Origin of the sequence: Streptomyces sp. STR69 (genome assembly GCF_024519455.1) — a bacterium.
GTDB lineage: Bacteria > Actinomycetota > Actinomycetes > Streptomycetales > Streptomycetaceae > Streptomyces.
Genome location: NZ_JALJRY010000010.1, coordinates 216,984 through 239,344 on the forward strand (window position 1 = coordinate 216,984; position 22,361 = coordinate 239,344).

General features: G+C 71.9%; 19 protein-coding genes. 12 read left to right on the plus strand and 7 right to left on the minus strand.

The window, feature by feature from the left end; translation table 11 throughout:
• Window positions 1-61: 61 nt before the first annotated feature.
• The gene (locus OC490_RS20630; protein ID WP_262059438.1) at window positions 62-721 is read right to left on the minus strand and encodes a response regulator transcription factor; all 660 of its coding nucleotides are present in this window, start codon (window positions 719-721) and stop codon (window positions 62-64) included.
• Between the two features lie 61 nt (window positions 722-782).
• Window positions 783-2,081, minus strand: coding sequence for a sensor histidine kinase (locus OC490_RS20635; protein ID WP_410098770.1), 1,299 nt, complete (start codon window positions 2,079-2,081; stop codon window positions 783-785).
• 166 nt (window positions 2,082-2,247) lie between these two features.
• On the opposite strand from OC490_RS20635, the gene OC490_RS20640 reads away from it, so the two are divergent.
• The 3 genes from OC490_RS20640 to OC490_RS20650 are packed head-to-tail and all read left to right on the plus strand — an operon-like array spanning window position 2,248 to window position 5,738.
• The gene (locus tag OC490_RS20640) at window positions 2,248-2,460 is read left to right on the plus strand and encodes a hypothetical protein (protein ID WP_262059439.1); all 213 of its coding nucleotides are present in this window, start codon (window positions 2,248-2,250) and stop codon (window positions 2,458-2,460) included.
• Window positions 2,457-3,206: an ABC transporter ATP-binding protein gene (locus OC490_RS20645; protein ID WP_262059440.1), complete on the plus strand. Its 750-nt coding sequence runs from the start codon at window positions 2,457-2,459 to the stop codon at window positions 3,204-3,206. Before OC490_RS20640 ends, OC490_RS20645 begins: the two co-directional genes overlap by 4 nt.
• Window positions 3,207-3,209: 3 nt before the next feature.
• Window positions 3,210-5,738, plus strand: a complete 2,529-nt coding sequence (locus tag OC490_RS20650) for an ABC transporter permease (RefSeq protein WP_262059441.1) — start codon at window positions 3,210-3,212, stop codon at window positions 5,736-5,738.
• 10 nt (window positions 5,739-5,748) lie between these two features.
• Here OC490_RS20650 and OC490_RS49350 read toward each other — a convergent pair whose 3' ends face one another.
• Both OC490_RS49350 and OC490_RS20665 read right to left on the minus strand, forming a co-directional pair.
• Window positions 5,749-7,251: an amino acid ABC transporter permease/ATP-binding protein gene (locus OC490_RS49350; RefSeq protein ID WP_315986687.1), complete on the minus strand. Its 1,503-nt coding sequence runs from the start codon at window positions 7,249-7,251 to the stop codon at window positions 5,749-5,751.
• A gap of 6 nt (window positions 7,252-7,257) precedes the next feature.
• Window positions 7,258-8,067, minus strand: coding sequence for an ABC transporter substrate-binding protein (locus OC490_RS20665; RefSeq protein ID WP_262059442.1), 810 nt, complete (start codon window positions 8,065-8,067; stop codon window positions 7,258-7,260).
• A gap of 181 nt (window positions 8,068-8,248) precedes the next feature.
• Here OC490_RS20665 and OC490_RS20670 point away from each other — a divergent pair, with 181 nt between their 5' ends.
• The 5 genes from OC490_RS20670 (at window position 8,249) to OC490_RS20690 (ending at window position 12,634) form a co-directional block, all read left to right on the plus strand.
• A complete protein-coding gene (locus tag OC490_RS20670) occupies window positions 8,249-8,950 on the plus strand; it encodes a GntR family transcriptional regulator (protein WP_262059443.1) in 702 nt (233 codons plus the stop codon).
• Window positions 8,947-9,831, plus strand: coding sequence for a DUF1989 domain-containing protein (locus OC490_RS20675; protein WP_262059444.1), 885 nt, complete (start codon window positions 8,947-8,949; stop codon window positions 9,829-9,831). Before OC490_RS20670 ends, OC490_RS20675 begins: the two co-directional genes overlap by 4 nt.
• A 57-nt stretch (window positions 9,832-9,888) precedes the next feature.
• The gene (locus tag OC490_RS20680) at window positions 9,889-10,464 is read left to right on the plus strand and encodes a sigma-70 family RNA polymerase sigma factor (protein WP_315986688.1); all 576 of its coding nucleotides are present in this window, start codon (window positions 9,889-9,891) and stop codon (window positions 10,462-10,464) included.
• Window positions 10,461-11,102, plus strand: coding sequence for a hypothetical protein (locus tag OC490_RS20685; protein ID WP_262059446.1), 642 nt, complete (start codon window positions 10,461-10,463; stop codon window positions 11,100-11,102). The genes OC490_RS20680 and OC490_RS20685 overlap by 4 nt, the downstream gene beginning before the upstream one ends.
• Before the next feature lie 290 nt (window positions 11,103-11,392).
• Window positions 11,393-12,634 (plus strand): serine hydrolase domain-containing protein, encoded by a 1,242-nt coding sequence (locus OC490_RS20690; RefSeq protein ID WP_262059447.1) that lies wholly within the window; start codon window positions 11,393-11,395, stop codon window positions 12,632-12,634.
• Window positions 12,635-12,716: 82 nt separating this feature from the next.
• Here the strand turns inward: OC490_RS20690 and OC490_RS20695 are convergent, their stop codons facing one another.
• Both OC490_RS20695 and OC490_RS20700 read right to left on the minus strand, forming a co-directional pair.
• Window positions 12,717-12,890 carry a hypothetical protein gene (locus tag OC490_RS20695; protein ID WP_262059448.1) on the minus strand — a complete coding sequence of 58 codons (174 nt, stop codon included), beginning with the start codon at window positions 12,888-12,890 and terminating at the stop codon, window positions 12,717-12,719.
• Window positions 12,891-13,016: 126 nt separating this feature from the next.
• Window positions 13,017-14,006, minus strand: a complete 990-nt coding sequence (locus OC490_RS20700) for an endonuclease/exonuclease/phosphatase family protein (RefSeq protein WP_262059527.1) — start codon at window positions 14,004-14,006, stop codon at window positions 13,017-13,019.
• A gap of 168 nt (window positions 14,007-14,174) precedes the next feature.
• On the opposite strand from OC490_RS20700, the gene OC490_RS20705 reads away from it, so the two are divergent.
• The 4 genes from OC490_RS20705 (at window position 14,175) to OC490_RS20720 (ending at window position 19,617) form a co-directional block, all read left to right on the plus strand.
• On the plus strand, window positions 14,175-14,858 hold the full coding sequence (locus OC490_RS20705; RefSeq protein WP_262059449.1) for a response regulator transcription factor: 684 nt from the start codon (window positions 14,175-14,177) through the stop codon (window positions 14,856-14,858).
• Entirely contained in the window at window positions 14,851-15,954 is a 1,104-nt protein-coding gene (locus OC490_RS20710) for a sensor histidine kinase (RefSeq protein WP_262059450.1), read from the plus strand. The genes OC490_RS20705 and OC490_RS20710 overlap by 8 nt, the downstream gene beginning before the upstream one ends.
• Window positions 15,955-16,025: 71 nt before the next feature.
• A complete protein-coding gene (locus OC490_RS20715; protein ID WP_262059451.1) occupies window positions 16,026-19,052 on the plus strand; it encodes a hypothetical protein in 3,027 nt (1,008 codons plus the stop codon).
• Window positions 19,053-19,119: 67 nt separating this feature from the next.
• Window positions 19,120-19,617, plus strand: a complete 498-nt coding sequence (locus OC490_RS20720) for a hypothetical protein (protein WP_262059452.1) — start codon at window positions 19,120-19,122, stop codon at window positions 19,615-19,617.
• Window positions 19,618-19,657: 40 nt separating this feature from the next.
• On the opposite strand, the gene OC490_RS20725 is transcribed toward OC490_RS20720, so the two are convergent.
• A complete protein-coding gene (locus OC490_RS20725) occupies window positions 19,658-22,315 on the minus strand; it encodes a WD40/YVTN/BNR-like repeat-containing protein (protein WP_262059453.1) in 2,658 nt (885 codons plus the stop codon).
• Between the last annotated feature and the right edge of the window lie 46 nt (window positions 22,316-22,361).

Genomic DNA, 22,361 nt, shown 5'->3' on the forward strand with positions numbered 1-22,361 from the left:
GATCCAGCCCGCGGGCCGGTCCGCTGTACAGCCTGCTGTACCAAGGGACCTGGGGACGACCTCAGGTCTGCCGGCGTAGGTCCTCCAGATAGCGCAGGACCGCCGCGACCCGGCGGTCGACCTGGTCCGTCGGGGACAGGTCGAGCTTGGCGAAGATGCTGCGGATGTGTTTGTGGACGGCGCCGTCGGTGACGACGAGCCTCTCTGCGATGGCGGAGTTGCCCAACCCCTCGGCCATCAGGGCGAGTACGTCGCGTTCGCGGGGGCTGAGCCGTTCCAGGCGGGTGTCCTGGCGGGAGCGGGTGAAGAGCTGGGCGACGACCTCGGGGTCGATGGCGGTGCCCCCGGCCGCGACCCGGTGCAGCGCGTCCAGGAACTCCTCGACCCGGCCCACCCGTTCCTTGAGGAGATAGCCGAGCCCGTTCACGCCGCCGCCGAGCAGCTCGGTGGCGAAGCTCTGCTCGACGTAGGCCGACAGGACGAGCACCGCCAGGTCGGGGCGCCGACGCCGGGCCTCGACCGCGGCGACGATGCCCTCGTCGGTGTGGGTCGGCGGCATCCGTACGTCGAGGATGGCGACGTCCGGTTTGTGCAGCTCGATGGCGTCCAGGGCCTCGTCCGGGGTGCCCGCGGTGGCCACCACGTCCAGCCCCTCGGCGCGCAGCAGCAGGGCGAGGCCCTCGCGCAGCAAGGGGTCGTCCTCGGCGATCACGATCCGCATGTCAGGCTCCACAGCTCAAGTTCCGCATGTCCGGCTCACTTTGCTCGTCACGATTCTCGGCTCACGCACCACGGGGAAGATCCACCGTCAGTACGGTCGGACCGCCCGGCGGACTGGTCAGGGTGAGACCGCCGTCGTGCGCCGCGATCCGGCGGCGGATGCCGGTCAGGCCCGAGCCGCCCTCGGCGTCGGCACCGCCCCGGCCGTCGTCCTCGACGCGCAGTAGCAGTCGGCCGCCACTCCCGCGTGCCGTCACCGTCGCGTGCCGGGCGCCGCTGTGCTTGGCGATGTTGGTCAGCGCCTCGGCGACGACGAAGTAGGCGGTCGCCTCGACGGAGGCGGCACAGCGTTCGGGCACGTCCACGTCGATCCGGCACGGCACCGCGCAGTCCGCGGCGAGACCGGACAGCGCGCCCGCGAGGCCCCGGTCGGCCAGCACCGGCGGCAGGATGCCGCGCGCGACCGTGCGCAGTTCGGCCAGCGCCTGTTCGGCGGCGGACTGGGCGCGTTCGAGGAGTGCGTCGGCGCCGTCCGGGTCGCGGGCCACCATGCGGCGGGACGCCCCGATCAACACGGCCACGGAGACAAGGCGGTTCTGCGCGCCGTCGTGCAACGAGCGCTCGATGCGCCGGAGTTCGGTGGCGTGTGCGTCGAGGGCGGCGGCCCGGGTGGCGGTCAACTCCGCGACGCGCAGGGAGAGATCGACGTCGGGACCGGCCGCCAGGAGCCGCCGCCCGGGGTCGGACTGGAGCCGGGCCATGCCGGGCGTCAGCCCCAGGACGATGGCGATCCAGCCGACGCCCAGCAACGCCACGGCGAGGGCGTCCGGCCAGGTGTGCGCGTTGCCGACGCCCAGGGAGGTGGCCGTCGTGTTCGCGGGCATGAACGTCCAGTACAGCGGAAAGGTGGTGTCCCGCACGGAGAGGACCGGCAGCAGGGCGCCGAGCAGCCCGAGCAGCAGGCCCACGGTGGCGTGCCGGACCAGCCAGCGCAGTTCGCGCCGGGTGGTGGCGTCGGCCAGGGCGAGCCGCAGCCGGACGGGCGGCGGCTCCGGGGCGACGACCTCGGGGCCCCGGCGGGCCAGCCGGTCGCGTTCCCGGCCGGCCAGGGAGTGCAGGGCGCGCAGCGGTGCGGGCGCCATGAGCAGCCCGACTCCCACGACACTCGTCGCGGCGGTGACGGCCAGCCACAGCGTCAACAGCACAGCGAGCACAGCCGTGTTGAGCCCGGAGACGAGCTGCGCGAGGGCCTGGCCCGCGCTGCGCAGGGTCCGTAGCGCGATGTGCCGGACGCTCTCGCGTGGGGCGGCTGCCCCGACACCGGCTGCCCCGCCACCGTCCTCGCTCATGCTCGCTGTCATGCGAACGACCCTATGTCGTACGGCAGTTCCGCGCGGGCGTGGACCGGTAGGAGTACAGCCTGCTGTACCTCGCATCCGGTGGTCTGTGGGATCGGCCGCGAGGGGTGCCGGTCCATAGCGTCGACGACGACAGCGGAAGCCGTACGAAACCCCGGGAGCAGCCCCGATGCAGAACACGACGACCCCCGACCCCGCCGACCGGATCGGCTCCGGGGACATCGCCCGCACCCTGCTCTGGACGGTGGTCGTGGCCGGTGCGCTCACCAACATGGCCGTCTCCTTCGGCGGCGCGGCCACCTGGGTGCACTTGGTGTGCGGCGCGGTCACCGTGCTGTGCGCGGGCGCCCTCGCCGTACGGAACCTGCGGGGCCGGCGATGAGGACCACGGCCACCAGCACTGTTGTCGACGCGCCCGCCATCGCGCTCGAAGGCGTCAGCAAGGCCTACCCCGGAGGCGTACGCGCCCTGGACGACGTGTCGTTGACCGTGGAGCGCGGCACCTTCCTCGCCGTGATGGGACCCTCGGGCTCCGGCAAGAGCACGCTGATGCACTGTGCTGCCGGGCTCGACTCGCCGACGTCGGGCAGTGTCCGTATCGACGGCCACGAGATCGCCGGGCTGAACGAGACCCGGCGCACCCAACTCCGGCGGGAGCGCGTCGGGTTCGTGTTCCAGGCCTACAACCTGATCCCCTCCCTCTCGATCGAGGACAACATCACGCTGCCGTTGCGGCTGGCGGGACGTACCGCCGACCGCGACTGGCTGCGGACGCTGGTGGAGCGGGTCGGGCTGGCCGACCGGCTGCGCCACCGCCCGGCCGAGCTCTCCGGCGGACAGCAGCAACGGGCCGCCGTAGTACGGGCGTTGGTGGCACGGCCCGCCGTGGTGTTCGCCGACGAACCGACTGGCGCGCTCGACCTGCGCAGCGCCCACGAGGTTCTCGACCTGCTGCGCGACCTCGTGAACGACCTGCGCCAGACGGTCGTGATGGTCACCCACGACCCGGCCGCCGCCGCCCGCGCGCACCACGTGCTGGTGATGGCGGACGGCCGGGTCGTCGAGGCCCTCAAGGCGCCGACCGCCCCCGAACTGGCAAGTCGTCTCGTCGAGTTGGGGAGGGCCTGAACCATGTTCCGTCTCGCCTTGCAGATGGTCGGACACCGGATCACCGCGCTGATCGCCGTGGCCTGCGCGGTCCTCGGCGGTGCGGCGCTGCTCACCGCCACCGGGGTCCTGGCCGAGTCCGGCCTCCGCTCCCACCTGCCGGCCGGCCGGCTCGCCGGAGCGTCCGTCGTGGTCGCCGCCGACCAGGAGTACCACCCGGCGGGCGACCTCCCGCTCGCGCTGCCGGAACGGCGCCGGGTGCCCGCCCAACTGGTCGGCGAACTGGGCAAGTTGCCGGGGGTCACCGCCGCGGTCGGCGACTTGAGCTTCCCCGCCGCACTCGTCGACGCCCACGGGCGGATCGTAGCGGCGAAGGACCCGCAGGCGGCGGGGCACGGCTGGTCCTCGACCGAACTGCTGCCCGGTGCGCCGCACATCGACGGCAGTGCGCCGATCGCCTCCGACCAGATCGCCGTTGATAGCGCCACCGCCGCAGCGGCCGGGATCGAGCCGGGCGACACGGTCCAGGTCGTCGTCAACGCCCGCCCGGCCAGGGCCTATCGGATCTCGGCGGTGGTGGACGCGCCGGGCGCGGGCGTCTACTTCGCCGACAAGTCGGCCGTAGGAGTGTGCAGTTGCTCCGGCCGGGCCGACCTGGTGGGGCTGCGTACCGAGCCCGGTGCGGAGGGGCGGGTCGCGGCCGAGGTGCGTACGAAGCTGAAGGGCACCGGGCTGCTGGCCGTCACCGGGGCCGGGCGGGGCGACACGGCTGCGCCGGGGGCCGGGGCGTCCCGCTCGCTGCTGGTGCTGCTGGCCGGTTCGCTGTCCGGGATCGTGGTGCTGATCACCGGGTTCGTGATGGCGAGCGCGCTGGCCGTGGCGATCGGCGGGCAGCGTCGTGACCTGGCGCTGATGCGGGCCGTGGGGGCGAGCCCGAAGCAGATCCGGCGGCTGGCCGCCGCGCAGTCCACCCTCGTCGCGGCGGTCGCCGTGGGACCCGGCGTCGGACTCGGCTATCTGCTCGCCGGACAGTTCCGGCGGCTGCTTGCCGACCGTGGGGTGCTGCCGCCCGAACTCCCGCTCACCTTCAGCCCGTTGCCCGCGCTCGCGGCGATCGTCCTGCTGCTCCTGGCCGTGCAGGTGTCGGCCCGCTGCTCGGCCTGGCGCACCTCGCGGATGCCGGCCACCGAGGCGGTCGCCGAGTCCCGCAGCGAGCCGCGCGAGCCGTCGCGGACCCGGACGCGGATCGGGATCGTCGTCATCGTCGTGGCGCTGGTCATGTCGGCGCTGCCGCTGTTCTCCCGCACGGTCATCGGTGCCACGGCCACCTCGATCGCCGGGATCGTCGGGGCGATCGGCCTGGCCCTGGCGGGTCCGGCGCTGGTGCGGGGCATCGGCGGTGCGGCGGTCCGGGCGACGCGGCACGGCGGTTCGGCGTCGACCTGGCTGGCGATGGCCAACCTGCGCGCCTACGCCCTGCGCAACGCGGGCATCGTCTCCACCCTGGCCATGGCGGTCGTGTTCGTGCTGACGTACACCTTCACGCAGACCACTGTGCTGGCCGCCACCGCGCACGACACCAGCGCCGGAACACTGGCCCAACTGCGGCTCAGCGCACCGGGGTTGGGCGGCCTGCCGGCCGGCACGTCCGCCGCCGTGCGGAAGACGGCCGGGGTGCGGGCCGCCGCGCCGGTCACCACGACGACCGTGGTGTGGGAGTACGAGCAGTTCGGCGACAAGGTGAGCGAGTCCGGCTCCGCGACGATCCTCACCCCGGACGCGGCGGGCGTCCTCGACCTCGACGTCCGGGACGGCGGCCTCGACCGGCTCACCGGCGCGACCGTCGCCGTCAGCAGCGATGTCGCCCGTACTCGCTCCGCCACGGTGGGCCGCACGGTGAGCCTGGTCCTCGGCGACGGCACTCACGTAAAGGCGAAGGTCGTCGCCGTGTACGGGCGGGGCCTCGGCTTCGGCACGGTGGTGCTCTCGCACGACCTCGCCGCCGGACACACCACGACGGCGCTCGACCAGTCGCTCCTGATCCGCACCGACGGCACGGCCGCGGCCAGCCGGCACCTGACCGCCCTCGCGGCCGACCGCCCGGGCCTGGTCCTCGCGCCCGCCGAGTCCCCTTCCACCGGCGGCCTGAAGGACGCCCCGCCCGAGGTGTGGATCAACCTCGCCACCATCGTGGTCCTGCTCGTCTACCTCCTGCTGAGCATCGCCAACAAGCTGGTCGCGGCCACCGCGCAGCGCCGGGTCGAACTCGGCGCCCTCCGCCTCAACGGCACCACGCCCCGGCAGATCCGCGCCATGATGCGCCGCGAGGCCGCGGTCACCGCCGCCACCGCGCTCACCACCGCCCTGCTGCTCTCCGCGATCCCCCTGGCCCTCCTCGGCCAGGGCTTCCTGGGCCGTCCCTGGCCGGCGGGCCCGGTCTGGCTGCTGCCCGCGCTCGCCCTCACGGTCACGGCGACGGCCTTCCTCACCATCGAACTCCCCACCCGCCAGGCCCTGCGGACCCCGCCGGCCGATGCGATCCGCGCTCAGTGAGGCGCTCCTCTCACGCGGGACCGATCGCCGCGAAGAAGCGCTCCAGGCGCGGTTCCCCGGAGTTGTCGAAGACCGTCTCGGGCGGGCCCTGGACGAGGACGCGGCCCTGGTCCATGAAGACCACCCAGTCCGCGACCTCCCGGGCGAAGCGCATCTCGTGGGTGACGACGACCATCGTCGTGCCCTCGGCGGCGAGTTCGCTCATCACCGCCAGGACCTCGCCCACGAGTTCGGGGTCCAGGGCCGAGGTCGGCTCGTCGAAGAGCAGCACGCTGGGGTCCATCGCCAACGCCCGTGCGATGGCGACGCGTTGCTGCTGGCCGCCGGACAACTGGTGCGGATACTTGTGCGCGTGGGCGTCCATGCCCACCTTGCGCAGCAGCTCCCGCGCCCGGCGCTCGGCGGCCACCCGGCCGTCGTGGAGCCGCTGTTGGAGCGGTGCGAGGGTGATGTTCTGCAGGGCGGTCCGGTGCGGGAAGAGGTTGAACCGCTGGAAGACCATGCCCACGCGGCGCCGCTGGGCGGCGAGTTGACGGTCCCGGCCGCCCATCGGCCGCCCGTCGATCTCCACGCTGCCGGCGTCGGGCTGTTCGAGGTGGTTGAGGGTGCGGACGAGGGTGGTCTTGCCGGAGCCGGAAGGCCCGATGACGGCCACCACTTCACCGCGGTGCACATCGAGGTCCACCCCGTTCAGGACGGAGACCGTGCCGAACGACTTTCGCAGGCCCCGGGCGCGTACGACCGCCTCGCCGGAGTGCGGGACACGGGGGCGGGTCCGCCGCGGCGCGGTCGGCACTTCGGCCCTCTCGATATCGTCGACTGCCGCTTTCGTACGGCGTTTTCGCACGTCCAGGCGGCGTTCGAGCAGGGCGCGGAGCCGGTCGAAGAGGGTGACGAGCAGGACGTAGTAGACCGCCACGGCGAGCAGGGTCTCCAGGACCAGGAAGTTCTGGGTGTAGAGGCGCTGGCCGACCAGCAGGAGTTCGGCCAGGGAGATCGAGCTGACCAGGGAGGTCAGTTTGAGGATGCTGATGAACTCGTTGCCGAGTGCGGGGAGGGCGACGCGGAAGGCCTGCGGCACGACCACATGGCGTTGGACTCCCGCGTAGGGGATGCCGAGCGCCTGTGCCGCCTCGCCCTGTTCCTTGCCCACGGCGAGCAGGCCGCCGCGGTGGATCTCGGCGGTGTACGCGGTCTCGCTGAGCACGAGCGCGACCAGGCCCGCGGCGAAGGGGCTCGACAGGAAGGGCCTCAAGTCGGGGAAGAGCTGCGGGGAGTTGTAGACGAAGATCAGCAGGACCAGCAGCGGCAGACTGCGGAAGAACCAGACGTACGCGCCGGCCAGCAGCCGTAGCGGACGCAGCCGGGACCGCTGGGCGAGGGCGACGAGCAGGCCGAGCGCGGTGGCGATCACCCAGGCGGAGACGGCGAGTTCGACGACGAGCAGGGCCGCCCGCCACAGGTCGGCGTCGCCGAACAGACCGATCGTGTAGTGCCAGTCGAAGGTGCCCACTGTCGGTCAGCTCCCCTCGGCCTGACCGAGGTTGTACTTCTTCAGCAGCTCGGCGTAGGTGCCGTCCCGCTTGAGCTCGTCGAGTGCGGTGGTGAGGGTCTTCTTCAGAGCGGTGTCGCCGCGCTTGACCGCCAGGCCGGACTGGACCGGGTAGATCAGGGACTTGGAGGAGATGGTGAGCCTGCCGTTCGTCTTGTCGGCTGCTGCCTTCGCCACGGCACCGTCGGTGACCTGGGCGTCGACCTGACCCGACAGCAGCGCCTGGGTCCCCTCGGGATCGGTCCCGAACTCCCTTACGTCGACGGCCTTTTCACCCTTCGCCTTGCACTGGCCGCTCGCCTCGCCGCGCAGCTTCTCGACGATCTGCCCGCCCTTGATGACGGCGACCGACTTCCCGCACAGGTCGGTGACCACGGTCGGCCGGTAGCCGCCCGAGGCCTGCACCACGATCGAGTTGCCGGTGGTGAAGTACGGGATGAAGTCGACCTGCTTCTTCCGCGCGTCGGTGATGTACAGGTCGGAGGCGATCACGTCGAAGTGGCCGGTCCCGAGCCCGGCGATCAACTGCTCGAACCGGGTGTCGACGAACGTCGGCTTCAGCCCGGACGCCTTGGCCAGCGCCCGTGAGATGTCCGGGTCGAAGCCCGCCGGGGTCTTCCCGTCGAGATAGGCGTACGGCGGATACGTCAGGTCCGATCCCACGGTCAGGGTGCCGGCGGTCATCGTGCCCGACCCGCTCGAAGAGGAGTCGGTCGAACAGCCGGCCAGGGCGAGGAGCGAGGCGGCAGTGATGGAGCGGAGGAGGGTCACGCGCATGAGGGGCCTCTCGACCGGGAGACGGGGACGGGCGGGAAACTGTTGAACAATCTGGCTGCTGATGATGATGACGGGTCGGTGTTTCAGTCAAGTAAAAGGGCGAAATTTCCTGGATAGCGCTCACGAGGTAGGCGATTCACGCCCCTGTTTTGTTCAACAGATAGTGCGTTAGGGTGAGGCCATGTCGACTCTGAACAGCGCAGCCTCCGCCGGACGGCCCGTCCTGGTGACCGACGTGCTGCGCGAACGCATCGTCGAGGGCGAGCTCCCACCCGGCACCCCGCTGCGGGACGTGGCGCTCTCCGCCGAACTCGGGGTCTCCCGCAACACCCTGCGGGAGGCCCTGCGCACCCTGCACGACGAGGGCCTGGTGGTGCAGCAACTGCACAAGGGCACCGCGGTGAAGACCCTGTCCGCCGAGGACGTGACGGACATCTACGTCGCCCGCCGCACCCTCGAACTCAGCGCGGTCGACGCGAGTCCGCTCGCCCCGGAACCCCTGCTCGACGCCATGGAGGCCAAGGTCGCCGCGGCCGAACTCGCCGTGGACGCCGAGGCATGGGACAAGGTCGGCACCGCGTCCCTGCGCTTCCACCAGTCGCTGGTGGCCCTGCTGGGCAGCGCCCGCCTCGACGGCTTCTTCCGGGTCACGATCGCCCAACTCCGCCTGGCCTTCGCGGTGATGGCGGACCAGGGCGCCTTCCAGGCGCCGTGGGTCGCCCGCGACCGCGAGATCTGCGACCTCATCCGCGGCGGCCGGCGCACCGCCGCCACGGCCGCGCTGCGGGTCTACCTCGACGACTCGGAGCGGACGGTGCTGGACGCCGTACGCGCCAACTCCCGCACAACCAGCGCGACTTCGGCAGTGAAAGGCAAGCGATGACCTCTCGCACAGTGACCGGGGCGGGTGCGGCGCCCGCCGGGTCCAAGGCCGCAGCCGCCTACCAGGCGGGCGAGGGCGGCGCCCTCGACGTCGACCGCGCCTTCTACGACCGTTTCGCCGGGGTGCGTCACGAACTCGTGGACTCCTTCGAGATCCCGATCCGCTCCGGCCGCGCCTGGACCGTCCCGCAGGGACACCTGTGCCGGATCGTCACCGTCGAGGGCCCCCAGGTCGGCGACCTCAACGTGTGGAACCTGCACGACCCGCGCGAACGCATGTGGGCCGCCCGCACCCGCCAGTTGCAGCGCGCGCACATCTCCACCTACGACCGGATCTGGTCCACCCTGCCGTTCCTGCGCCCCCTGCTCACCGTCACCGCCGACACCCTCGCGGACTACGGGGTGGACGGCGACGGCGGACGCGTCCACGATCTGCTGGGCACCCGGTGCGACCCGTACGTCAACCGGATGCTCACCGGTGAGGACTTCGACTTCCACTGCCACTCGAACCTGGTCCGGGCCGTCCTGCCGTACGGGCTCACCGAGTTCGACGTGCACGACGTGCTCAACGTGTTCCAGTGCACCGGCCTGAACGACGCCGACCAGTACTTCATGAAGGACTGCCCGGCCCGCGTGGGCGACCACTTCGAGTTCTTCGCCGAGACCGACCTGCTGTGCGCGCTGTCGACCTGCCCCGGCGGCGATCTGTCCGTCCCCCTCTGGGGCCCGGACGCCCGCGACCCCCTGGACGTCTGCCGCCCGCTCGGCATCGAGGTGTACCGGCCCGACGCCGCGCTCCTGGCCGGCTGGACCCCGCCGGCCAGGGCCGCCTACGGCAATCTGCACGGGATGCGGCGCCCCGAGTTCCGTGCGGGGGAATGATCCGGTCCGGCGGTGAAAGGAACCGGCCGGAGCCGGACAGGACAGGTCGTGGAATCCATGACGGAACAGGAGACGCGCCGGATGCGGCGGGCGCGTTTCGAAGGGCTGGCCCAGGTGGTGGTCGAACCGCTGCACCGGTATCTGCTGCGGCGGGCGAGCACCGAGACGGCCGAGGACGTCCTCTCGGAGACGCTGCTGGTGCTGTGGCGCCGTATCGACGACGTCCCCGGGCTCGGCGACGATTCCGTGTCCACGCCGGACCCCGACGACGTACTGCCCTGGTGCTACGGGGTGGCTCGGGGTTGCCTGGCGAACGCCCGCCGGGCCGACGCGCGCAGGCTCCGTCTGGTGGAGCGGCTGATCAGGACCCAGCGGCGGGCTCCCGAGGAAGCCGCCGAGCACGGCGAGCTGCATGCCGCGCTCGCCTCCCTCGGGGCGGCGGACCGTGAGGTGGTGCGGCTGTGGGCGTGGGAGGGGCTGGCGCCGCGGCAGATCGCGGAGGCGACCGGGTCGACTCCCAACGCGGTGAGCATCCGGCTCCACCGGGCGAAGGCGAGACTCGCCGCCCAACTGGGGCGAAAGAATGACGGACGGCCCGGACACAAGAGCGATGAAGGAAGGAGCGGTCAGTGAACGACGACGAGTTGCTGGCCCGGCTGAAGGCCGCGGACCCGGCACTGACCAGTAGTGCTCCGCCGCCCGACATCGATCAGCTTGTGGAGGCCACGTTGAACACCGTCACACCTACGGCCACAGCCCCTGTCAGCGCCGGTGCGCCCGCGGTACGGCCCCGCCGGCACCTCCTCGGACTCGCGGCGGCCGTCGGGCTCCTCTTGCTCGGCGGCGGCATCGGGGTCGGGGTGATGGCGAACGGCGGCGGCGGCGGTGGTACGGCGAACGCGGGTGGCAACCAGGCGAAGCACAGCGGCAGTTCGGCCCCCGCCGGGGCCCTGAGGCTCACCGCCGAGGGCGGCTCCGCCAAGTGCGTGGCGCCCACCCCCGACACCCTGCGCGGATACCCGACGCTCTTCCTCGGCACGGTCACGTCCGTCAAGGGCACCGTGGTCACCTTCCGCGTCGACCACTGGCTGAAGGGCGGCACCGCCCGCACGGTCGTCCTCGACAGCGACACCAGCCGGCCGGAGGCGCTCACGTTCTCGAACGGCGACCGCTACATCGTGGCCGCCAAGGACGGCGTAGTCCCCGTGTGCGGCGCGAACGGCGTCACGGCCGACGACATCGCCAAGTTCCGCCAGGCGTACGGGAAATGACCCCCGGCCCCGGCTACCGCAGCGCGCTCGCGCGCCGGTGGCCGGGGTCACCGGGTCCCGGTCGCTCAGCCCGCGACCGGGCGAACCGGGCCTTGAGGGCGGGGCCGGGGAGGGGTGGGCGGGGGTGCGGACCCGCCCCGGCCCCCGTCGGCGGGCGGGTGCCCTTCGGTGTGACGAACGTCCGTCCGATCGAGTGGACTCCTGGGGACGCGCAACGCAGGAGGACCCTCCGCCGGACTCCGGATGGTGGCGTGGCCACCTCAACCCCCAACCGGAAGAAGCGCCCCGGCATGCGACGTACTCCTTCCCGACGTCTGATGGCAGCCGCGCTGCTGGCGGCGTCCGTACTGACTTCCACGGCGGCGGCATCCGCCGTGACCACGGCAACTCACACCTCGGCGGTCCACCTCAGGGGTGCCGACCGGGACGACTGCCCGGCGGGCCCGGGCGGCCTCGGTCGTACGACGACCGCCCGGCTGGACAAGGCCGTCGCCGACGTCCGCCGCCAGGCCGGCATCCCCGGTGTCGCCGTCGGGCTGTGGATGCCGGGCAAGGGCTGCTACATCCGCGCGACCGGCGTCGCCGACAAGGCCACGCGGCAGCCGATGCGCACCGACTTCTACTCCCGGATCGGGAGCGAGACCAAGACCTTCACGGTCACCGCGCTGCTCCAGCTCGTCGACGACGGGCGGATCCGCCTCGACGACCCGATCGCACGCTACGTCCACGGCGTACCGAACGGCCGCCGTATCACCCTGCGCCACCTGGCCGAGATGCGCAGCGGCCTGTTCCCGTACAGCTCCGACCCCGGGTTCGTGCACGACCTGCTGAGCGACCCGACCCGCTCGTTCACCCCGCCGGAGCTGCTGGCGTACGGCTTCAAGCACCGCAACACCTCCGCACCGGGCGAGGTGTTCGTCTACAACAACAGCAACCTGGTCCTCCTCGGCCTGGTGATCGAGAAGGTCACCGGTCACCACGTCGCCGACGTCATCGACCGGCGGGTGCTCCGCCCGGCGCACCTCGACCACACGCTGTTCCCCGACGGCCCGAACGTCCGCGAGTTCCCCGAGCCGCACGCGCACGGCTACACCAACCAGACGCTGAGCGGCGAGGTCGTCGACTCCACGGACTGGAACCCGAGTTGGGCCTGGTCGGCCGGCGCGATGATCTCGAACATGCACGACCTGCACCGCTGGGCGAAGATCGTCGCCACCGGCACACTGCTCAGCCCGGAGACCCAGAAGCAGCGCCTGAAGACCCTGCCGACCGGATTCCCCGGCCTCGGCTACGGCCTCGGCATCTTCGACAGCGGCGGCTGGATCGGCCACAACGGCTCCATCCCGGGCTACGAGAGCGTGACCGTCTACCTCCCGTCGCAGCAGGCCACCCTGGTCGTGATCCTCAACACGGACATCACCTACGGCGGCCAGGAACCGTCCTCACTGGTCGCCCGGGCGGTCACCGAGATCGTCACCCCGGACCACGTCTACGACCGCCCGGTCCCGACTGGCGAGCAGTCCCTCCGCTAGCGGTCCCCTCCCCGAAAGAAGAGACGGCACAGGGACGAGGAAGCCCCCTTTCCCGTCCCTGTGCCGCCTTCACCGCACCGGCCTATTCGGCCGGCCCGCCGAGGTCCGCTTCCTCGGGCAGGATCTCCATGTCGATGTCCGGGCGGCCGAGCAGCGGGCCCAGCGCGAGGCCCCGCTCCGGCGGCCAGAACTCGGGCTTCGCACCGGGTACGGGGTCGTCGCCACCGTCCAGCCACAGCCCCTCGCCCCGCGGCACCGGCCGGCCCCCAACTGTTCATCCAACTCACCGCAGGACGCGGCTGGTCCACCGCCACCTACGAGAAGTGGCTGACCGACACCCTCACCGCGACGCTGGTTCCCTGCACGTCGGGGAGGGGAGGACTCACCAACTGATCCCGGCCGCCACCGGCAGATGGTCGCTGCCCGTGGCCGGCAGCACCCACGACCGCGTCGGCCGCACGCCACGCACCAGGATCTGGTCGATCCGTGCCACCGGGAACATCGCCGGCCAGCTGAAGCCGAAGCCGTCCCCGGCCGTGTCCTGGACCGAGCGCAGTTGTGAGGTCAGGCCGGTGAACTCGCGGTCGTCCGTGGTGCCGTTGAGGTCGCCGAGCAGCACCACGCGTTTGTCCGGCTCGGCGGCGACGGCCTTGGCGAGCGCCTTCGCGCCCCGGTCCCGGTCTCCCGTGCTGAAGCCGCTGCCGGGAAGCACGCGTACGGATCCCAGATGGGCCACGTACACCGCCAGCGGCCCCCGGTCCGTGGTCACCGTGGTGCGCAGCGCCCGGTTGTCGGCCGCTCTGGCACCGGCCGGCAGGCGGTCCGCCAGCGGCCCGACGTCCATCGCGGTGTCGACCGCCCGGGTGTCCGACAGCGGCAGCCTGCTCCACACCCCGACCGTGCCGAGCACCGCGTGGTACGGATACGCCGTCGCCAACTCCTTCTCGTACGTGGCGCTCGCCCGCGGGGTCAGTTCCTCCAGCGCCAGTACGTCCGCGCCGGAGGCGGCCAGATCGCGGGCGGTGCCGGCCGGATCGGGGTTGTCGGCGCCCACGTTGTGGCTGACCACGGTGAGGTCGCCGGCCCCGTCGGACTTGTCGCGGAGCAGTCCGCCGAAGAGGTTCAGCCACACCACGACGGGCAGCACCAGCGCGACCGTCGCGGAGGCGGAGCGGCGCCAGAGCGCGCGGGCCAGCAGCACCGGCACGAACAGACCGAACCACGGCAGGAAGGTCTCCACCAGGCTGCCGAGCCCCCCGATCAGGTTCGGGATCCACGAGTGCAGCAGCATGAGCAGCCCGAGCACCGACGCGAGCCCGGCCGCCACCGGGGCCCGCTTCCAGGGCCCCGGCCGGCCGACGAGGTGGATCATCCGGCGGACGCGGGTGTGCCGGGTGGGCGTACGCCGGGTGCCGAGCCCCGCAGCCGCCCCGGTGCCGGTGGCTCGATTCATGCCGTCAGCCAAAGCCGCCCCGTGTTGCCGCCGCGTATGAGCTTTTCGATACGTCACCGATATGCGCCGGCTCGTAGCCTCGATTGCATGCGTGTGCTGATAGTCGAGGACGAGCCCTATCTGGCCGAGGCCGTCCGCGACGGCCTGCGCCTGGAGGCGATTGCGGCCGACATCGCGGGCGACGGCGACACCGCCCTGGAACTGCTGGACATCAACGCCTACGACATCGCCGTCCTCGACCGTGACATCCCCGGCCCCTCCGGCGACGAGGTCGCCCGCCGTATCGTCGCCTCCGGCAGCGGCGTCCCGATCCTCATGCTCACCGCCGCCGACCGCATCGACGACAAGGCGTCCGGCTTCGAACTCGGCGCCGACGACTACCTCACGAAACCCTTCGAGCTCCGCGAACTCGTGCTCAGAATCAGGGCACTTGACCGCAGGCGTGCCCACAACAGGCCGCCCGTGCGGGAGATCGCGGGGCTGCGCCTCGACCCCTTCCGCCGGGAGGTGTTCCGCGAGGGACGACATGTCGCGCTCACCCGCAAGCAGTTCGCCGTGCTGGAGGTCCTCGTCGCCGCCGGGGGCGGAGTCGTCAGCGCCGAGGACCTGCTGGAACGGGCCTGGGACGAGAACGCCAACCCCTTCACCAACGCCGTCCGCATCACCGTCTCGGCGCTGCGCAAACGGCTCGGCGAACCCTGGCTGATCGCCACGGTGCCGGGCGTCGGCTACCGCATCGACACAGCACCCGACGGAGGCCCCCGTGGATAGGCGCCCCGGTCTGAGCGTCCGCGTCAAACTCACCCTCAGCTACGCCGGGTTCCTCATGGTCGCCGGTGTGCTGCTGCTCGCCGCCGTGTGGGTGTTCCTGAACCGGGTGCCGCATGTCGGGCTCCTCCTCATGCCCGGCTACCAGTACGCCGTCGCGCGCGCCTTCGCCCCGATCGCGGCCGTCTCGCTGGCGTGTCTGCTGGTGTTCGGGCTCGTCGGAGGCTGGTTCCTCGCCGGCCGGATGCTCGCCCCGCTGACCCGCATCACGAGCGCCACCCGGCTGGCCGCGACCGGATCGCTCTCGCACCGGATCCAACTGCCGGGCAGCAACGACGAGTTCCGCGAACTCGCCGACTCCTTCGACACGATGCTCGCGCGGCTCGAAGCACATGTCGCCGGTCAGCGGAGGTTCGCGGCCAACGCCTCGCACGAGCTGCGCACCCCGCTGGCCATCTCGAAGACACTCCTCGACGTGGCCCGCACCGACCCGGACTGCGACACCGGCGAGGTCATCGACCGCCTGCACGCCGTCAACACCCGGGCGATCGACCTCATCGAGGCCCTGCTGCTGCTCAGCCGGGCCGACCAGCGGGCCTTCACCCGGGAACACGTCGACCTGTCCCTGCTGGCGGAGGAGGCCACCGAGACGCTGCTCCCGCTCGCGGAGAAGCACGGCGTCACCGTCGAGACCGGCGGCGACATCACCCCCACGACCGGATCGCCGACGCTGCTCCTGCAGCTGACCACGAACCTCGTGCACAACGCGATCGTCCACAACCTGCCCGAACAGGGCACCGTGCGGGTGACCACCGAGGTCCGCCCGGGGACGGTGGCGCTCACCGTCGAGAACACCGGCGAGAGACTCACCCCGCAGCTGGTCCCGACGCTCACCGAACCGTTCCAGCGCGGCACCGAGCGCGTCCACACCGATCAGGCGGGCGTCGGCCTCGGCCTGGCCATCGTCAAGACCATCACCCACGCGCACGACGGCACCCTCACCCTCACCCCCCGCCCCACCGGCGGACTCCGGATCACCGTGGAACTCCCCGGGCCGCTCCGCCGGCTGCAACGGGATCCCGCCGTCGGCCGGATCTGATCTCCGTGTGACAATCCCCGCCTGAATGTTCGAAGACATTCGATATGGGTTCGAAGAGAGATCGGGCTGCCATGCCTTCCCACAGACGCCGCTTCCTCGCTGTCCCGGTAGCGGCCCTCACGGCCCTCGCCGTGGCCCAGGCCGTCACCACCGTCCCGGCCGTCGCCGCACCCGCGACCGGGTCCGCGACCGACGTGTCGACCACCCTGCCCGCGCGGACGACCTCCGTGCCCGCCGCCACCGACATCTCCGGCTCCGGCCAGACGGTCGTCTGGAGCCAGACGACCACGGCCGACACGGCGGCGCACGGCTGGCTGGCCGTCGCCGGAGGCACCCCGCAGGACCTCGGCCGGCTCGCGGACACCGCCGACACGGTGACCGTCCACGCGGTGTCCGTACAGGACGGCGTCGTGGCCGTGGCCACCTCCACCAACCCGAACGGCGATCCCGCCGACCACGTCACCCTGCGCCACCTCGGCTCCGGCACCGAGGACGTCCTCCCGGTCGCCTACGACAGTTCGGGCGCCGCCGGCGCCGAGCGCTACCGCGGTCAGGCCGGCGACGGCATCCTCGTCCAGCAGAGCTACCAGGACGACGCCTCCGCCTACCTGGTCCGCCTGCTGCTGCGCACCCCCGGCGCCACGGACCGCACCCTCCTCTCCGGCGACGAGCAGTACGAGATCCTCGACTCGGACGCCGACGGCGCCCTGGTGGAGCGGCGGACGGCGCCCGGCTGGGGCTACGAGATCGTCTACGTCGACTTCGCCACCGGCGCGACGGTCACCGTGGCCGAGCCCGACACCGGCGAACTGCCCCAGGCCCTGGAGTTCACCCCCGCCCACTTCGGTGTCGTCGACGGCGCGACCCTGACCGAGTGGCGGCGCTCGGCGCCCGGCGACGCCCCGACCACCGTCAACCTGCCGGTCGCAGGCGCCCGTTGGATCAGCGACGACACCCTCGCCTGGTACCAGCGCAACGACTCCGACGCCTCGAACGAACTGTTCGCGATCCCCCGGGACGGATCCACCGCGGCCAAGGACCTCGGCGGCACCTTCCGTGACGTGGAGGTCGGCGACGACGGCAGGATGCGTACCTCGCTGTACCGCCCCGACGTCGACGCCGCGATCCAGACCCTCACCGACGGCCGGATCTCCACCACCGCGGGCGACGCCACGACCATCCCCGCCGGACCCGCCCGGCTGGACGCGCTGGCCCTGTCCGGCGGCACGCTCTACACCGCCGACGACTCGTCCCGCCTCGACGGAGTCGTGCTCCGCTCGGACCTGACGGTCGGCTCGTCCGGGGCCTCGGCGAGCACGCCGTCGCGGGTGCTGGCGTACTCCGGCGGCCCGGTGCACCAGACGCTGGCCGCGGCCGGCGGACGGATCCTGGTCGAGCAGACGGACGCCGCCGGCGCGGGCCAGTTCCAGGTCTACGAGAACGGCACGCAGGTCGGCACACCGCTGGACAACGCGAACGGCTCGGCGATCACGGTCGCGGACTTCGACGGCACCCACGCGCTGCTCTCGGACCGGACCACCGTGAACAACGGCACCCTGCTCCTCTACACCTTCGCCACCGGCAACTCCCAGCGCGTGCCCGCCGGTTCGGCCCTCTCCGGCGGTGCCGTCTACTCCGCGGAGCGCAACGGCACCACGACCACCTGGTCGATCCACCGCTCCGACCTCACGACCGGCGCGGTCACCACCGTCGCCACCGTCAACTGCCTTCCCGGCGGCCTCCAGGTGCGCGGTTCCCGCATCCTGCTGACCACCTGCGGAGCGGCCACCACCACCGGTCTGCTGCTCACGGTGGGAAGTTCGGCCACCACCACGGTGGACGCCTCCGTCCGCACCCCGATCCTCGGCACGGACGTCCTCTACACGTTCACCAAGGCCGCGGGCAGCACCGCCGTCACCCTCGACGCCCAGTCCCTGACCGGCACGGACACCGCGGCACACGCCCTCTTCACGCTCCCCGGCCGGGCCAACACCGCCGCCGCCGAGCGCTGGACGGTCGACCGTGACGCACCCTGGGCGGCCTGGATGGACGACTCCGGCGTCACCCACGTGACCTGGGCGGGCGTCCCCACCGCGGCCAAGGCGGCGACCACACCGGCCGGCTTCAGCCCCAACGGCGACGGTTCGTCCGACAGTTGGACCCCGACCTGGACCTACGACCGTCCGGTGAGCTGGACGCTCACCCTCAAGTCCGGCTCCACACAGGTCCGTTCACTCACCGGCACCAGCTCCTCCGGCAAGGTCGCCCCGTCGTGGAACGGCACCACGCAGACCGGTACGGCGGCCGGTGAGGGCGCGTACACCTGGACGCTGACCGCGACCGACACGGTCACCGGCCGCCCGGCGGCCGACGCCACCGGCAGGGTCACCCTGCGCCGGACCGTCCCCGCCGCCACCGTCACCGCGCCGGCCGTCGCGAGCAGCGCGGGAACCACCGCGTCCGTACCGGTCACCTGGTCGGCGAAGACGGCGGGCGTGAAGTCGTACGACATCGCCTGGCGGGTCACCACCCGCAACAGCGCGGGTGCCTGGACGCTCGGTCCGCTCCAGACCTGGCGGACCGCCACCACGGCCACCTCGGCGGTCTTCGGCAAGTCGAACAGCCCCATCAAGCCCGTGCCCGGAGTCACCTACCGCTTCTACGTCCGCGCCCACGACGACGCCGGCCAGACCGGCGCGTGGAGCAAGACGGCGACGACCGGCATCCCGCTCGACGACCGGGCCACGGCCCTGCACTACACGGGCACGTGGAAGTCGGCGTCGGCGACCGCCAGTTGGGCGGGCACCGTCCGCGCCTCCGCCACCAAGGGCGCGTACGTCTCCTTCACGGCGAACGGCACGCAGCTCCGCGTGGTGGCGACCAAGAAGTCCAACGGAGGCCGCTTCGCGGTCGTCGTGGACGGCAAGACGGTCGGCACGGTCAACACCTACGCCGCGAAGACCGCCTACCGCCAAGTCGTCTTCACCCGCACCCTCGGCACCACGGTCAAGTCCCACAAGGTGCAGCTCCGGGTCCTCGCCGGCAGCACCTCGGCCCGGTCGACGGTCACCCTGGACGCCGTACTGACCACCCTCTGACCCGCCCGGAACGGTCCGCGAGGGGGCATGCTGGTGGTCCTGTACGCGCGGGCCGGGAGGTGCCGGGATGCGGTGGTGGGCCGGAGTGTGGACGGTCGCCGTGGCGGTCGTCCTGGCGGGGTGTCACGCGTCGGCGGGCGGTGGGCCGGTGGGCGGGGCGTCGCAGAGCGGCGCGAGTCCCACCGGAGGACGTCCGTCGGCGACCGGTTCCTCCGCTTCGGCGGGGAACTGTGCCGCCGGGCGTACGGAGGTCGTCGTCGGTCCCGGTGACGCGGTCGCGCGGCGGCTCTGTGTGCGGCCCGGGACCGTGGTGTCGCTCGTGCTGAGGCCGCGCGTGGACGACAAGCGGTGGACGGCGGTGCGGAGTTCCGCGCCGGTGTTCGTCCTCGTGTCCGGCTGGCGGGTGGATTCGGACGGTACGGCCCGTGCCTCGCTGCGCTGTGCGGGGACCCGGGCCGGTGCGGCCGAGGTCACCGCGTCGGCGAAGGCGCCGGACGTGGCGGGCGCGGCACGGACCGCCTTCACGCTGCACGTGAGTGTGGTGCCGTACACGACGCAGGGGTGACCCCGGTGGTCCGGGGTCACCCCTGTCGGCCGTCTCCGGGTCAGTGGAGGTCGTGCACGCCGATCGTGTAGATGCCGCGGCCGTGCGTGGCCGCGTACAGCGTCCTGCCGTCCGGGCTCAGCTTCAACTGGAGTACGGCGACCGCCGGGAGGTTCCCGACGCGCTTCCAGGTGGTACGGCCCGGCGCGCGGTAGACGACGCCGAGGTCGGTGGCGACGGCGAGGCCGCCGTTCGATGTGACGACCGCGGAGTTGGTCGGCACGTCGGGGAGGTTCTTCGAGATGTCCTTCCAGGTGGTGCCGCCGTCGGTGGACTCGAAGACGTGGCCCACACCGGCGCCGGGGCCCTCGGTCCAGTGCCGGGAGAAGCCGTTGACCGCGAGGTAGACGTGGTCTGCGTTCTTCGGGTCGACGGCGAAGCCGGCGAGGTAGCGGTTGGGCACGGTGCCGTCCGCGCCCGTGCTCGGCAGGGTGATGTCGTGCCAGCCGGTGCCGTCCGCGTTGCCGACGGAGATGCCGCGGGCGAAGCCCTGGTTGTTGCAGGGGCCGCACCAGGCCGCGTACACCTTGCCGCCCGAGGCCGCGACGGCGGTCGCGGTACGCCCGGCGCCGAGGTCGTAGACGCTGGTCCACTCGTCGCCGCTGCGGATGGCGTAACCGTGGGTCTGCACCCAGATGTGCCGGCCGCCCGCGATCCAGGTCGAGCTGTTCTTCATGTCGGCCGTGATCGGGGCGATGAAGCGGGCCTCGCCGGTGGCGTTGTCGGCGGGGGCCACGTTGTACGACGTGATCTTGCTCGGGTCGGTGACCCAACTGCCGTCGTTCACCGCGCAGTTCTGGGTCACCTGGATGGCGAGGTAGACGTACTCCTCCGCCATGTTGCATCCGTTGGCCGGGTCGGTGAGGGTGTCACCGCCGTCGCCGCCGAAGTTGGATCCCATGACGGTGTCGTTGCTGCGCAGGATCGACTGGCCGTTGTCCTGGAGGCCGCCGGTGACGGAGACGCCGCCGTAGGTCAGGTCCTTGCCGACGCCCACCGAGTAGTACTGGAGGGTGTCGATGGTGCCGTCGTTGAGCGAGGTCCAGTCGGTGGCGTGACCGGAGGAGTCCTGGGCGCCGTTGAGCGGGCGTTTGTAGACACCGCCGTCGTTGCCGACGTAGACGAAGCTCTTGCCGTGGTAGCTGCCGATCGCGACGCCGTGCTGGTCGGAGTGGGTGGTCGGGCTGCAGTCGCCCGTCTGTTTGGTGGGGTCGATGCTCCAGCAGGGGAAGCCGAAGTTCCAGTACGGGCCGACGGTCGACCAGTTGGTGCCGCCGTCCTTCGTCTCGTAGACCTCCTCCAGGCCCGCGTAGACGTGCTCCGCGTTCGCCGGGTCGACGGTCAGGAACTGGTTGTACCAAGCTTGTACGCCGGGCATGTAGCCGCTGGAGGTGAGCGCCGAACCGTCGGCCGCCAGGCCCTTGTAGTCGGCGATCTTCGTCCAGGGGCCGGTCGGGGAACCGGACTTGGAGACGTAGATGCCCTCAAGACCGCTGTCCGGGTTGGTGTTCAGCTGCTCCGGGGACTGGTCGATGGCGTAGTAGCGGGAGCCGTCGGCGGAGCGGGCGAAGGTGACGTTGCCGACGTTGTCCGCGTCGGCGGGCAGGTCGCCCAGGCCGCTGGTGATCCGGGTCCAGGTGCCGTTCACCTTGGTGTAGAAGCCGTTGTAGTCGTCACCGCTGCGCCAGCCGACCGCGAGGACCACCTTGGAGGGGTTCTTCGGGTCGATCGCGATGTCGTTGGCGATGTTCTTGTACGCGGCCGAGGGGTCGCTCGCGAGTGAACCGCCGGGCAGATAGGCCGGGTTGGGTGCGAACTCCAGCTTCCAGGCGCCCTTCAGCGTCTTCGTGGAGTGGCTCCACACGCCCTCGCTGGTGGCCGCCCACACCTTGCCGCCGCCGAAGCGCAGTTCGTGGACGGTGGTGGATTCCAGCTCGTCGCCGCCGACCCGGCTGCGGGTCGAGAACGTGCCGTGGCGGGGGTTGGACAGGACGTAGACGCCGCTGCCGAGGTACGCGTCCGCGTTGGTCGTCGCCTCGCCGGTGCCCAGCCACAGCCGCCCGGCGCCGTCCAGCGCGAGCGCGCCGGTGGACTGCGCGGGCAGCTTGTCGCTGATGGGCTGCCAACGGCCGCCTCCGGTACGGGAGCGCCAGACACCGCCGCCGGCGCTGCCCGCGTACACGTATCCGTCGTCGTCGGCGGCCATCGCGGCCATCCGGCCGGTGACATTGCCCGAGCCGCCGCTGGAGTTGGAGTCGTAGTCGCGGTAGCGGGGGTCGTCGGAGTTGTACGGCAGGTTCGTGATGTTGCGCCAACTGCCGCCGGTACTGGGCAGGTTGGTCAGACTCGTCCAGGCGGCGCCGTACGCGCCCGGTGCGACGATGCCGGGTGAGGTGCGGGCCTCGGCGTACTGGTCCGCACCCTCGGCTATCTCGTCGGCCTCGTTGCCGTCGTCACCGCCGTCGTCGTCGGCCTTGGCTTTGGGGCTGACCGCACCCACCGACTGCCCGCGTTCGGCGGCCAGTTGAGCCAGTGCGCGGACCCCGAAGGGGGTGCCGCCCGAGCCGGGCGCGGCGCCGGCGGGTATCGCCACGAGTGCGGCGGATGCAGTGATTGCACAGAGCGTGAACCAACGTCTCTTGCGGGTCGGTTGTGACACCAGGTCCTCCCGAGCGGGCACGGATACAGCCGTCGGGGACGACCCG